This window comes from Allokutzneria sp. A3M-2-11 16 (assembly GCF_024213555.1).
Classification (GTDB): domain Bacteria; phylum Actinomycetota; class Actinomycetes; order Mycobacteriales; family Pseudonocardiaceae; genus Allokutzneria.
This window is the reverse complement of the sequence record NZ_JANAVO010000001.1, coordinates 473,508-486,195: the sequence shown is the minus strand read 5'-3', so window position 1 is coordinate 486,195 and position 12,688 is coordinate 473,508. Positions and strand designations below refer to the sequence as shown.

The 12,688-nt window shown below is 70.6% G+C and carries 11 protein-coding genes; 8 read left to right on the top strand and 3 right to left on the bottom strand.

Annotation, left to right across the window (positions count from 1 at the left end; all coding sequences use genetic code 11):
• Positions 1-30: 30 nt before the first annotated feature.
• Positions 31-684, bottom strand: coding sequence for an amino acid-binding protein (locus NLX83_RS02465; RefSeq protein WP_254233222.1), 654 nt, complete (start codon positions 682-684; stop codon positions 31-33).
• 244 nt (positions 685-928) lie between these two features.
• Here NLX83_RS02465 and gatC point away from each other — a divergent pair, with 244 nt between their 5' ends.
• From gatC to NLX83_RS02435, 6 genes are all read left to right on the top strand, one after another.
• Complete coding sequence (gene gatC / locus NLX83_RS02460) at positions 929-1,228, top strand: Asp-tRNA(Asn)/Glu-tRNA(Gln) amidotransferase subunit GatC (protein WP_254233221.1); 300 nt, start codon at positions 929-931, stop codon at positions 1,226-1,228.
• Between the two features lie 2 nt (positions 1,229-1,230).
• Entirely contained in the window at positions 1,231-2,736 is a 1,506-nt protein-coding gene (gene gatA, locus NLX83_RS02455) for an Asp-tRNA(Asn)/Glu-tRNA(Gln) amidotransferase subunit GatA (protein WP_254233220.1), read from the top strand.
• Positions 2,733-3,002: a hypothetical protein gene (locus NLX83_RS02450; protein WP_254233219.1), complete on the top strand. Its 270-nt coding sequence runs from the start codon at positions 2,733-2,735 to the stop codon at positions 3,000-3,002. The genes gatA and NLX83_RS02450 overlap by 4 nt, the downstream gene beginning before the upstream one ends.
• Positions 2,989-4,497, top strand: coding sequence for an Asp-tRNA(Asn)/Glu-tRNA(Gln) amidotransferase subunit GatB (gene gatB / locus NLX83_RS02445; protein ID WP_254233218.1), 1,509 nt, complete (start codon positions 2,989-2,991; stop codon positions 4,495-4,497). Before NLX83_RS02450 ends, gatB begins: the two co-directional genes overlap by 14 nt.
• A gap of 166 nt (positions 4,498-4,663) precedes the next feature.
• Positions 4,664-5,482: a hypothetical protein gene (locus NLX83_RS02440; protein WP_254233217.1), complete on the top strand. Its 819-nt coding sequence runs from the start codon at positions 4,664-4,666 to the stop codon at positions 5,480-5,482.
• Positions 5,483-5,518: 36 nt separating this feature from the next.
• On the top strand, positions 5,519-6,541 hold the full coding sequence (locus tag NLX83_RS02435) for a YdcF family protein (protein WP_254233216.1): 1,023 nt from the start codon (positions 5,519-5,521) through the stop codon (positions 6,539-6,541).
• 192 nt (positions 6,542-6,733) lie between these two features.
• Here the strand turns inward: NLX83_RS02435 and NLX83_RS02430 are convergent, their stop codons facing one another.
• Positions 6,734-7,912 carry a PQQ-dependent sugar dehydrogenase gene (locus NLX83_RS02430; protein WP_254233215.1) on the bottom strand — a complete coding sequence of 393 codons (1,179 nt, stop codon included), beginning with the start codon at positions 7,910-7,912 and terminating at the stop codon, positions 6,734-6,736.
• A complete protein-coding gene (locus NLX83_RS02425) occupies positions 7,909-8,811 on the bottom strand; it encodes an alpha/beta fold hydrolase (RefSeq protein WP_254233214.1) in 903 nt (300 codons plus the stop codon). Before NLX83_RS02425 ends, NLX83_RS02430 begins: the two co-directional genes overlap by 4 nt.
• A 63-nt stretch (positions 8,812-8,874) precedes the next feature.
• Between NLX83_RS02425 and NLX83_RS02420 the strand changes: the two genes are divergently transcribed.
• Positions 8,875-9,783, top strand: a complete 909-nt coding sequence (locus NLX83_RS02420) for a 2-hydroxyacid dehydrogenase (protein WP_374118632.1) — start codon at positions 8,875-8,877, stop codon at positions 9,781-9,783.
• Between the two features lie 244 nt (positions 9,784-10,027).
• Positions 10,028-12,673, top strand: a complete 2,646-nt coding sequence (locus tag NLX83_RS02415; protein WP_254233212.1) for a GH92 family glycosyl hydrolase — start codon at positions 10,028-10,030, stop codon at positions 12,671-12,673.
• Positions 12,674-12,688: the final 15 nt, after the last annotated feature.

The following is a 12,688-nucleotide window of genomic DNA, read 5'->3' as shown; positions in this document are numbered from 1 at the left end:
GGTCCTGCCCGTCCTGCATGCCCTGGGGGATTAGTCGGGGAGGACTACGGAGACGATGCCCGCGAGGTGGGCCAGGCGGGCGACCTCGGCGGCGCGGAACATGGGGCCTCCCGGGCGGCCGACGAGGAGTACCCGGTCGGGGCTGCCCAAGGGGGTGGCGGCCAGCTCGGTGCCCAGTTCACGCCAGGTCTCGGGCACCCAGGCCTCCTCGCCGTCGAGGATGCGGGCCTTCGCCAGCGGCAGCCAGGGCAGCTCCACCGCCCGGGTCTCCGGGGCCGCGGTGGACGCCGCCAGCCGCTCCACCCCGCCCGGGACGCGGCGCGCCACCACGGCCCACCCCGCGCGGATGATCTTCGGGACGCCCTCGGTGAACACCTCGACGCCCTTCACCGGCTCGGCGGCCACCTCCTCGACGAGCTCCAGCTCGCGGTGGGTGTCCAGCACGCCCGCGTAGGGCCGGACCGCGTCCACCTCGACGCCCTCGACCGACTCCGCCGCGGTGATCAGCACGTCGGGCAGGCGGCCGGAGGGCAGCTCCACCACCAGGTCGTCGATGGCCACGCCGGGTGAGCGTTCCACCACGTCCACGCTGAGGATGTCCGCGCCGATCTCGCCGAGGGCCGACGCGACGGCGCCGAGCGTGCCTGGACGGTCGGGAAGCTGTACCCGGATCAGGAAGGACACCGGCTCCAACGCCTCCTGAGCTGCAACGGTCGGCGTCCGTGCGCCGCTGTCGGTCGCCGATTGTGGCAGAACACCCGGCGGGGGCCGCCGTCCACGACCGCTTTGTGCAGGACGGAAGCACGTTCGTAACGTCCTAGTTCTACCAGTGCCCCCCGACAGCCCCGCCCGGTAACCGGTTCGGAACCGGGGCCGGGGGCGCCATACACTCGGGCGGTCACGCATACCGGACCGAGGGGTCGATCAAGTGCCCGCAATTTCGCGCGAGGAGGTGGCCGGCCTCGCGAAGCTCGCCAGGCTCTCGGTCACCGAAGCCGAGCTGGACACCTTCGCAGGTCAGCTCGACGTCATCCTGCAGTCGGTGGCCCGTGTCGGTGAGATCGCCGATGCGGAGATCCCGCCGACCTCGCACGCCGTGCCGCTGACCAACGTCTTCCGCGAGGACGTGGTGCGGCCGGGGCTGACCCAGGAGCAGGCGCTCTCCGGCGCGCCCAAGTCCGAAGACGGCCGGTTCCGGGTGCCCCGGATTCTCGGCGAGGAGGCGTGACCATGTCCGAGCTGACCAGGCTCACGGCGGCCGAACTGGCCGCCAAGATCCACTCGCGGGAGACCACGGCGGTCGCGGTCGCCCAGGCCCACCTGGAGCAGATCGCCGCCACCGACACCGACGTGCACGCCTTCCTGCACGTGGACACCGAGGGCGCGCTCGCCGCCGCCGCCGCGGTCGACGCCGCGCTGGACGCCGGGCAGGCCCCCGCGTCGCCGCTGGCCGGGGTGCCGCTGGCGCTCAAGGACGTCTTCACCACCAAGGGCGTGCCGACCACCTGCGGCTCGAAGATCCTCCAGGGCTGGATCCCGCCGTACGACGCCACGGTCACCCGCAGGCTGCGCGAGGCCGGGATCGTCATCCTCGGCAAGACCAACATGGACGAGTTCGCGATGGGCTCCTCCACCGAGAACTCCGCGTACGGGCCCACCCGCAACCCGTGGGACCTGCACCGCATCCCCGGCGGCTCCGGCGGCGGCAGCTCGGCGGCGCTGGCCGCGTTCCAGGCCCCGCTGTCCATCGGCACCGACACCGGCGGCTCGATCCGCCAGCCCGGCGCGGTCACCGGCACCGTCGGCGTGAAGCCCACCTACGGCGGGGTCTCCCGCTACGGCCTGGTCGCCTTCTCGTCCTCTTTGGACCAGGGCGGCCCGTGCGCCCGCACGGTGCTCGACGCCGCGCTGCTGCACGAGATCATCGGCGGCTACGACCCGCTGGACTCCACCTCCATCAACGCCCCGGTGCCGCCCGTGGTCGCCGCCGCCCGCGAGGGCGCCAGGGCGGACCTGACCGGAGTGCGCGTCGGCGTGGTGCCGGAGTTCCGCGGCGAGGGCTACCAGCCCGGTGTCGTCGGCGCCTTCGAGACGGCCGTCGAGCAGCTGCGCGCGCTGGGCGCGGAGATCGTCGAGATCCCCTGCCCGAACTTCACCTACGCGCTGCCCGCCTACTACCTGATCGCGCCGAGCGAGGCCTCGTCCAACCTGGCCCGCTTCGACGCGATGCGCTACGGCCTGCGGGTGGACGACGACGGCGCGCGCAGCGCCGAGGAGGTCATGTCGCTGACCCGCGAGGCCGGTTTCGGCCCGGAGGTCAAGCGCCGCATCATGATCGGCACCTACGCGCTGTCCTCGGGCTACTACGACGCCTACTACGGCTCGGCGCAGAAGGTGCGGACGCTGATCACCCGCGACTTCGAGTCCGCCTTCCAGCAGGTCGACGTGCTGGTCTCGCCGACGACCCCGACCACCGCGTTCAAGATCGGTGAGCGGGTCGACGACCCGATGGCGATGTACCTGGCCGACCTGTGCACCATCCCGGCCAACCTGGCGGGCAACGCGGCCATGAGCGTCCCTTGTGGACTCGCCGAGGAGGACGGCCTGCCGGTGGGCCTGCAGATCATGGCCCCGGCGCTGGCCGACGACCGGATGTACCGGGTCGCCGCCGCCTACGAGGCCGCGCGCGGCGGGCCGCTGATGGACTCCGCTCCCCGACTCGAGCCGGTGCGATGACCGAGGGCAAGGAGGACGCGGTCCGCAAGTCCATCGGCGAGGTGCTGCACGGGGTCGAGCTGTTCCCGCTGCCGAAGGGCTGGACCCCGGTCGAGGCGCTGACCGTGGTCAAGTGCATGGACCCCAACGGTCAGATGACCTGGTGCACGCGCAGGACGTCCGGGATCAACGACGAGGAAATGCTCGGCTCGATGATGCTGCAGATCGAGCTGCTCAAGCGGGACATGCTTGCCGACTGGGAGAACGACGGCGATGACGACGACTGATACCGCGGACCTGATGGACTACGACGAGGTCATGGCGCGCTTCGACCCGGTGCTCGGTCTCGAAGTGCACGTCGAGCTGCACACCAACACCAAGATGTTCTGCGGCTGCCCCACCGCTTTCGGGGCCGAGCCCAACACCCAGGTGTGCCCGACGTGCCTCGGTCTTCCCGGTTCGCTGCCGGTGGTCAACGGCAAGGGCGTGGAGTCGGCGATCCGCATCGGTCTCGCGCTCAACTGCGAGATCGCGCAGTGGTGCCGGTTCGCGCGGAAGAACTACTTCTACCCGGACCAGCCGAAGAACTTCCAGACCTCCCAGTACGACGAGCCGATCGCCTTCAACGGCCACCTCGACGTGGTGCTGGAGGACGGTGAGGTCTTCCGCGTGGAGATCGAGCGCGCGCACATGGAGGAGGACACCGGCAAGTCGCTGCACGTCGGCGGCGCCACCGGGCGCATCCACGGCGCGGACTACTCGCTGCTGGACTACAACCGCGCGGGCGTGCCGCTGATCGAGATCGTCACCAAGCCGGTCGTCGGCGCGGGCGAGCGGGCCCCGGAGATCGCCAAGGCGTACGTCGGCGCGCTGCGGGACCTGTTGCGCGCGCTGGACGTCTCGGACGTGCGGATGGACCAGGGTTCGCTGCGCTGCGACGCCAACGTGTCGCTGATGCCCAAGGGCGCCAGCGTTTTCGGCACGCGCACCGAGACCAAGAACGTCAACTCGCTGCGCAGCGTCGAGCGCGCGGTGCGCTACGAGATGCGCCGCCACGCGGCGATCCTGGTCGACGGCGGCGAGATCATCCAGGAGACGCGGCACTTCGACGAGGCCACCGGCACCACCTCCGCCGGGCGCCGCAAGGAGACCGCCGAGGACTACCGGTACTTCCCGGAGCCGGACCTGGTGCCGGTCGCGCCGTCCCGCGAGTGGGTCGAACAGCTGCGCACCACGCTGCCGGAGCTGCCGTGGGAGCGCCGCAAGCGCGTGCAGCAGGAGTGGAACCTCTCCGACCTGGAGCTGCGCGACCTGGTCAGCGCGGGCGCGCTGGACCTGATCGCGTCCACTGTGGACGCCGGGGCGCCCGCTGACGAGGCCCGCTCGTGGTGGGTGTCCTACCTGGCGCAGCAGGCCAACAGCCGCGGCGTCGAGCTGGACGCGCTGCCGATCACGCCCGCCCAGCTGGCCAGGGTGATCGCGTTGATCGCCGAGGGCGCGCTGACCAACAAGCTGGCTCGCCAGGTCGTTGACGGCGTGCTGGCGGGCGAGGGCGAGCCGGACGAGGTCGTCGCCGCGCGCGGGCTGAAGGTCGTCTCCGACGACTCCGCGCTGATCGCGGCGGTGGACGAGGCCCTCGCGGCGCAGCCGGACGTGGCGGAGAAGATCCGCGGCGGCAAGGTCCAGGCCGCGGGCGCGGTCGTCGGCGCGGTCATGAAGGCCACCAAGGGCCAGGCGGACGCCAAGCGCGTGCGCGAACTGGTCCTGGAGCGCTGCCAGTAGCCCATCCGCCCGGGTGGTTCGCCGGTCTTCAAGTACGGCGAACCCGGGTCACGGAGGTCGTAAACCGCCCCCCAACCTCTGCCGTGGGCCGTCTCCCCCTCGTGGGGGAGGCGGCCCACTCGCGTGCGGGAGCCGTTTCACCCGCCGCGACCAGATGCTTGAGCACATGAAGAAGCGGCTGATCATCGGCTACGCGGCGGTGCTGTGCGCGGTCCCGTACCTCACGCTCAAGATCCTGTGGTTGAGCGGCAACGGTATCGGCTTCTCCGACCCGTCCGTGCTGCGCGAGCCGAGCATGCTCGCGCTCAACGCCGTCACCGCGGCGATGGACGCCGTCGCGATCGTCGTCGCGCTCGTGCTGACCCACTCGTGGGGGATGCGGCTTCCCGCCTGGGCGGTGGTTTTCCCGATGTGGGTGGCCACCGGGCTGCTGGGGCCCATCGCGATCTCGACGCCGATCTCCGCGCTGAGCGGTGACGTCTCGCCCGGCGCAGGTCCGGTGCAGCCGTGGGTCTACACGGTGGTCTACTCCGGGTTCAGCCTCCAGGGCGTGCTGCTCGCGATCGCCTTCGTGCTCTACGCGCGGGCTCGGTGGGAGCCGCTTTTCGTTGCGGGACAACAACCTCTGACGGACACGGCGGGACTTCAGCTCGCTCTCGTGAACCTGGGCTCGGTGCTCGCGCTCGGCGTCGCCGTCGTCGACCTCAACGCCTTCGCGTTGGCCGGTGCGATCGGCATGCAGATGCTCGTGCGCGGCCGCAACGGCTGGGGGCCGTTGGCGGCGGCGTGGCTGGGCAGCGGCGCGATGTTCTCGTGGGGACTGTGGAGCATGGTGGTCGTGCTCGGCGGCACTCCGCTCGGACGGGGCGGGCTGCCGGTCCTGACCGCGTTCACCGAGCTGGCCAAGGTGCTCGGCGGCGCGGTGCTCGGCATCGTCCTGCTGTTCCTCATGGCGGAGAGGACCCGATCGGAGGGTTCGGCCTGAACGCGGCCATGCGGAGTGATCAATTACCGTCCCCGCATGGAGAAGTACAGCGGCCTGGCGATGTTCTGCTACGTGGTCGCCGGTCTGTGGTTCGTCGCCTTCCTGGTCGGCTTCGTGATCGACCGCAGGCGGCTGCGCAACGGCGCCTACCTGGTGATCTCGCTGGGCTTCCTCGTGGCGTCGTGGATGCTCGACCTGGCCGTCGCCTCCCCGGGGACCGTGAAGGCCATGCTGGTCCCGTTGCTGCTGGTCAGCCCGCTGCTCATCGTCGGGCTCTCTGGCTTCCTGATGGTCAACGGGATCGTGATGCTGTGGCGCGAGGGGTGGCGGCTGGCCAACCTGCTCTCCCTGCTCCTGGGCATCGGCATCCTCTGCGGCACCGTGGTCGCGGTGTTCGCGATGGCGGTCGCGATGTCAGCGAGCAACCCGCTGGCCCGCATCCTGGTCGGCGCCGCCGCGGGCGGGGTCGGCTACATCGCCTTCGCCTTCGGTTGCTTCCTGCTGTACTCGATCCTCTACGCGCGCGTCGGCCACCGCGGCCGCACCGACTTCATCGTGGTCCTCGGCGCGGGGCTCAAGGGGGACGAGGTGCCCGCGCAGCTGGCCGGGCGGCTGGACAAGGCGCGGGAGGTCGCGGCGTCGTTTCCTGAAGCCATGATCATCGTTTCCGGCGGGCGCGGCCCCGGCGCCTCGATCTCGGAAGCGCGCGCGATGGCCGACTACCTGATCTCCCGTGGCGTGCCCTCGAACCGCGTCGTGCTGGAGGAGAAGTCGCGGACCACGTTGCAGAACCTGATCTTCAGCGGCGAGATGATGGCGGAGCGCGAGCCCGGCTACCGCTGCGTCGTGGTCACCAGCAACTACCACGTGCTCCGCGCGGCGGCCTTCGCGCGACGGGCCAAGGTGACCGGGCACGTGGTCGGAGCGCCGATCGCCAGGTACTTCTGGCCGAGCGCGTTCCTGCGCGAGTTCGTGGCGATCCTGGTCGACCACAAGCTGAAGAACGGCGCCCTGTGCCTCCTGTGCGCCCTCTTCGGCACGCTCGCCTTCCCCTTCTGACCCCTCCACCCCCTCCTCCACCACCCCGCCCACGGGGCTGGAGAATTCCCGTTTCGTACTCTTAACAGGGTTTGGGAGCGCTCTCATCGCGGCTTTGAGTACGAAACGGGCAAAAATGACCAGCCCACGTGTCGTCGGAGAAGGAGGACGCGTGGGTGGAGGTGGGGTGTGGGTGGTGCGGTGAGGGTATCGCTAGTCGACGCCGTTGCCGCCGGACTGGCGGATGATGATCACCGCGCGGTCGTCGCTTGAGACGGGTTTGCCGCCGCCCTTGTTCGTGGTGCCCACCCACAGTGCCGCGCCGTCCGGGGTGAGGTCGCCCGCGCGCAGCCTGCCGAAGGTGCCCTTCTCCCGCGTCACGGGCTGTCCGGTGAACGCCCCGGTCGGGCCGAGGGTGAGGTCGAACATCGCCTCGCCCTTCTCCAGGTTGACCGACAGCAGGTCCGGGTAGGCCGCGCAGCCCGCGACCCCCGGCTTGTCCGGCCAGCTCCACGCGGGCGCGCCGAGCGGCTTGCCGAGGCTGAACTTGTAGGCGACGTCGCGGTCCGGCTGCCGGTCGGTGACCCAGGTCAGCTGGCCGGTGAGCGAGGTGCAGATCCCGCCGGGGGAGTGCAGGCCGGAAGCCACGACGGCCGACCCCGAGGTGGGGTTGCCCGAAGCGGGCTTGCCCGCGGAGTCGATCCGCAACAGCTTGCCCGCGAGCGAGTTCGGGTCGTTCGCTGCCGCGGCGTTGCCCGCGTTGCCGGTAGCCACCAGCAGCGCGCCGTTGCGGTCCCGGGTGAGCGCGCCCGCGTTGTTGCTCGACCCGCGCGGAATCCCGGTCAGCACCGGCTTCGCCGAGTCCTTCGGGGCGATGCGTACCACGCGGTTGTCGGTGCTGGTGGTGATGTACGCGTAGATCAGGTTGTCCTCGCGGAAGGACGGCGACAGCGCGAGCCCGGTCAGGCCACCGTCACCAGTGGTGTCCACCGAGAGTTCGGCGACGAGCGTGGTGTCCTGCGTGCCTTCCACAGTGCGCAGCACCCGGCCGGTGGTCCGCTCGGCGACGAACGCGGTCTTGCCGTCCGGCAGCACGGCCACCGCCGAGATCGGGTCGAGGCAGGTCGCCATCACCGCGGGGCTGTAGTCCTTGCAGCCCTCGGGCGGCTTCGGCGGTCCGCTCGGGCCCTGCCGCGGCGGTCGCTGGTTCGGGTTGCCGCCACCGCCGGGCATCTGCGGGTTCGGCCCGGCCTGCGGTTCGAGGTGCGGGCGTGGCGTCCACTGCGCTCTCGGCTGCTCCGGGAAGGACGCGCAGCCCGCCGCGAGCAGGCCGAACGCGGAGACTGCGGCCAGCACGGCCGCGCCGCGGGATCGTCTGCTCCGGGTCGTCACGATCGACCAGGGTAGGCGGGCCCCGGTGAATCCGGGGTGAGTGGGCGCGGATCGGCGTAGTCGAGTGCGTCACGCACCGCCTCCGCGCGCTCCACCAGCAGATCCAGCTCGGCGGCGAGCACGTCGGGCGCCTCCAACGGCACGAAGTGGCCGCACGGCAGCACCCGCAGCCGCGCCTGCGGCAGCGGCCCGGTGGCCGACCACGCCCCGCGCGGGTCGGCCAGCACGTCGTAGCGCCCGGCGAGCACGGTGACCGGGCACGACAGCGTGCTGAGGTCCTGCCTGCCAGAGTCGCCGAGGGCGAGGGCGAGCGTCCAGTACCACCGCCAGTCGTGCTGGAGGAACCGCTGCGCCGAGACGCGAACGGCCTCGTTGCCCGGCAACAGGTGCGCGGGCAGCCGGTGCGCCACCGCGTCGAGCAGCGGACCGGCCCAGCGCAGGGCCTGCGTTCCGCCGCGCGCGAGCACCCGGCTCAGCGCCTTCGGCAGGCCGAGAACGCCGAGGACGTCGTCGAAGAACGCGCCGGGGGCGCCGCCCACCAGCATCAGCCCGGCGACCCGGTCCGGGTGGCGGCGGGCGAGTTCGGTGGCCACCGTGACCCCGAGCGACCAGCCCACGACGACGCAGCGCCGGATACCGGCGTCGTCGAGGACGGCCAGCGCGTCGCCGACGTGGTCGTCCAGCTGGATGCGGTTCTCGTCGGTGGGCCGTGCGGAGTCGAAGGTGCCGCGGTGGTGCCAGCCGTGCACGCGCACCGTCGCGTCCGGCCGCGTCAACGAGGGCCACGCCTCGACCGGCGTGCCGAGGCCCGCGCACAGCAGTACCGGCGGGCCCGCGCGACCCGCGCGCCACGCTCTGATCTTCGTGCCGTCCGTGCCCGACACCCAGCGCTCTTCCATCGCGACGAAGTGTGCCGCACTTCGCGATCGGACGCAGGTACCGGTGCGGGTAACGTGCGCCCCGTGACGCTGACCGTGCTCGTTCCCGATGACCACGGCGTCGCCGCTCTGTCCACTGTGGACGGAGTGCGCGCGCTGGTGCTGGACACCTCCGACCCCGCGCGGCTGGCGGAGGCGGAGGTGCTCGTCCCGCCGTTCCTCTCGGTCGGCAAGCTCGTGCACATCATGGAGCGGATGCCCCGGCTCAGGCTCGTGCAGCTGCTCACCGCGGGCGTCGAGGCGTGGATCGGCCACGTCCCGGATGGCGTGCAGCTGTCGAACTGCCGGGGTGCGCACGGCGGCAGCACCGCGGAGTGGGTCTTCGCCGCGCTGTTGTCGTTCTACCGCGATCTGCCCGCGTTCGACGCGGCCCAGCGCGCGGGCGAGTGGGACTTCCACGTCACGGACACCATGCAGGACAAGCGAATGCTCGTCGTGGGCGCGGGTGACCTCGGCGAGCAGCTGCGGCGCCGCTTCGACACCTTCGACGCGCACACCACGCTCGTCGCCACCCGCGCGCGTGCGGGCGTGCACGGGGTGGACGAGCTGCCCGACCTGCTCGGCGAGCACGACGCGGTGATCATGGTCGTGCCGATGACGGACGCGACGCGGCGCATGGTCGACGCGGAGTTCCTGTCCCGCATGCGTGACGGCGCGATCCTGGTGAACGCGGCACGCGGACCGGTGGTGGAGACCGACGCGTTGGTGGCCGAGCTGAACTCCGGCCGTCTGCGCGCAGCGCTGGACGTCACCGACCCGGAGCCGCTGCCGCCCGGCCATCCACTGTGGACGGCGCCGAACCTGTTGCTCACCCCGCACGTCGCGGGCAGCGTGACCGGTCGCGGCGAACGCGCCTGGGCGATCGCCGCCCGCCAGATCGAGCAGTTCGCCGCGGGCAAGGACCCCGACAACGTCATCCGCGGCGCCTACTGACCCAGCCGGGGTTCCCCCGTCTTCAAGTACCCCCAACCCCCTCCCCAGCGGTCTCAAACCGCCCCCAACCCACCGCGTCCGCCGGGGTTCGGGGCGGTTGAAGACTGTTGGCAGCGGGGTCGGGGTACTTGAAGACGTGCCTACCCGCGCCGCGATTCACCGGTTTTGGCCTAGAAGCGGCGCGATGTCCTTGGGAGGATGCAGGGGCTGACAACGTTGTCACCTCTGCTCCGAGGAGTACGGCATGAGCGGCCCCTGCTTAGCTCGTCTGCCCCTTGTTCTCGCCGCCGTCGGCGCACTGCTGGTCAGCGGCGCCCAGGCCACCGCGGCACCACGCGCGGAAGCGATCAGTGATCCCGCGCAGTACGTGAACACGTTCGTCGGGACCAAGCCGGGCGGCCCAGACTTCGGACACGGCGGAGGAGCGGGCAACACCTTCCCCGGCGCCGACGCCCCGTTCGGGATGCTCCAGTGGAGCCCGGACACCGTCACCCACCAGCACGGCGGCTACCACTACGAGGACAACCGCATCCGCGGGTTCAGCCTCACCCACATCTCGGGCGCGGGGTGCAGTGACCACGGCAACATCCCGTTCCTGCCAGTGCTCGGCGATCAGCCCGTAGAGCACCACACGTTCTCCCACGCCAACGAGAGCGCGTCGCCAGGCACGTACGGCGTGCGCTTCGACAACGGCATCCGCACCGATCTCGCCGCGACACAGCGTTCCGGCATCGCGCGCTTCACCTACCCAGCGGGCCAACGCGCCTCGCTGACGGCCGACGCGGCGCGCGGCTTCAACCCCGCCACCGGTGCGATCACGATCGGCACCAACACTTTGACCGGCTTCACCGACAGCGGCGGCTTCTGCAACACCGGCAACCGGTATCGCTTGTACTTCCACGCCGCGTTCGACCAACCATTCGTGCAGTCGGGAATCGTCAGCAAGGACAACAGCGTCGATCGCACGCGGAAGAGCGCACAGTCCACTAAGGACGCACCTGCGGCGAAGGCATTGGTGTCCTTCGCGTCCTCGACGGTGACCGCGCGCGTCGGTATCTCCTACGTGAGCCTTGAAGGCGCAAAGGCCAACCTTGACGCGGAGCAGGGCACGCGCACGTTCGAGCAAGTTCGCGACGGCACCAGGGCGACGTGGAACGAGCTGCTCGGCAGGATCTCGGTCACGGGCGGCACAGACACGCAGCGGAGCAGGCTCTACACGAACCTGTACCACTCGCTGTTGCACCCCAACGTGTTCAGCGACGTCGACGGTAGCTACATCGGCTTTGACCGCCGCATCCACAAGGTCCCGGCCGGGCGCGTCCAGCACGCCACGTTCTCGGGCTGGGACGTCTACCGCTCGCAGGTGCAACTCGTCGCGTTGTTGGCACCCAAGGAAGCCTCCGACATCGCGCAGTCCGCGGTGAACCAGGCGACACAGGGCGGCTACTTCGACAGGTGGACCGTGGCCAACGGCGGCACCGGCGTGATGAACGGCGACCCGATGTCCATCATCGTCGCGAGCATGCACGCGTTCGGCGCAACGAACTTCAACACCGCGGACGCGTTGCAGCGCATGGTCACCGGCAGCCGCGACCCGCGCCAACGCCCCGGACACGTCCAGTACGACGGACAGAGCTACATCCCCGCGGGCACGAGCGGAGTATGGGGGACCGCGTCGACCACGCTTGAGTACACGAGCGCGGACTTCGCCGTCTCACAGTTCGCCGCGCGCATCGGTGACAACGCCACGCACGAGCTTTTCCTGCGTAGAGCGCAGAACTGGCGCAGTCTGCTCAACTCCGGCATCAAGACCATTCAGCCCCGCAACGGCGACGGCACCTGGCCCTTGTTCTCACCGACACAGGAGAACGAGTACGTCGAAGGCAACGGCGCGCAGTACTCGTGGATGGTGCCCTACAACCACCGTGGGCTCTTCGACTCGATGGGCGGGGACGCGGCCGTGCTGCCGCGGCTGGACACGTTCTTCACGGAACTCAACGCTGGCCCGAAGAAGCCCTACGCGTACTTGGGCAACGAGCCGACGCTGAACACTCCGTGGGCCTACGCCTATGCCGGAGCGCCTTATAAGACGCAGGACATCGTCCGTCGCGCACTGACAAGCATCTTCAAGCCCGCGCCAGACGGATACGTCGGGAACGACGACCTCGGGCAGATGGCGTCCTGGGGAGTCTGGGCCGCACTGGGCATGTATCCCGAGGCTCCGGGGCGTAGTGAGCTTGTGCTGGCCAGCCCGCTGTTCCCGGAAATCACCATCACACGGGGCAACGGCGTCACCATCAAGATCACCGCGCCGCAGGCCAGCGACGCCAACAAGTACGTGCAGAGCTTGCGCGTCAACGGCCAGGCTTCGACGAAGCCTTGGGTCGGTGAGGACATGGTCCGCAACGGCGGCACCCTCGACTACACCCTCGGCGCGAGCCCGAACACCGCTTGGGGTTCGGCCGCGGCCGACGCTCCGCCGTCCTTCGACGTGGGTCCGGCGCAGCCCCGCACCGGACCGGTCACGGGGCTCGCCGCGAAGTGCGTCGACGTCGACCAGGGCGCGACCGCGGACGGCACCAAGGTCCAGCTGTGGGACTGCAACGGCGGCGCCGCGCAACAGTGGACCTTCGCCTCCGACGGCTCCGTGCGCGCGCTCGGCAAGTGCCTCGACGTCAGCAACAGCGGCACCGCCAACGGCACGAAGATCCAGCTGTGGCAGTGCAACGGCACCTCCGCGCAGCAGTGGTGGCCGAAGGCGGGCGGCGGGGTGGTGAGCCCCATGTCCGGCCGCTGCCTCGACGTTCCCAACAGCACGACCACCAACGGCACGCAGCTGCAGATCTTCGACTGCAACGGCACCGGCGCGCAGATCTGGCGGATCCCCTAGGGGACAAGTCCGGGG

Coding starts and splice junctions, on each gene's coding strand:
- NLX83_RS02450 (WP_254233219.1), top strand. CDS start 2,733: ATGACCGAGGGCAAGGAGGACGCGGTCCGCAAGTCCATCGGCGAGGTG.
- NLX83_RS02440 (WP_254233217.1), top strand. CDS start 4,664: ATGAAGAAGCGGCTGATCATCGGCTACGCGGCGGTGCTGTGCGCGGTC.
- NLX83_RS02425 (WP_254233214.1), bottom strand. CDS start 8,811: ATGGAAGAGCGCTGGGTGTCGGGCACGGACGGCACGAAGATCAGAGCG.
- NLX83_RS02415 (WP_254233212.1), top strand. CDS start 10,028: ATGAGCGGCCCCTGCTTAGCTCGTCTGCCCCTTGTTCTCGCCGCCGTC.
- gatA (WP_254233220.1), top strand. CDS start 1,231: ATGTCCGAGCTGACCAGGCTCACGGCGGCCGAACTGGCCGCCAAGATC.
- gatB (WP_254233218.1), top strand. CDS start 2,989: ATGACGACGACTGATACCGCGGACCTGATGGACTACGACGAGGTCATG.
- NLX83_RS02435 (WP_254233216.1), top strand. CDS start 5,519: ATGGAGAAGTACAGCGGCCTGGCGATGTTCTGCTACGTGGTCGCCGGT.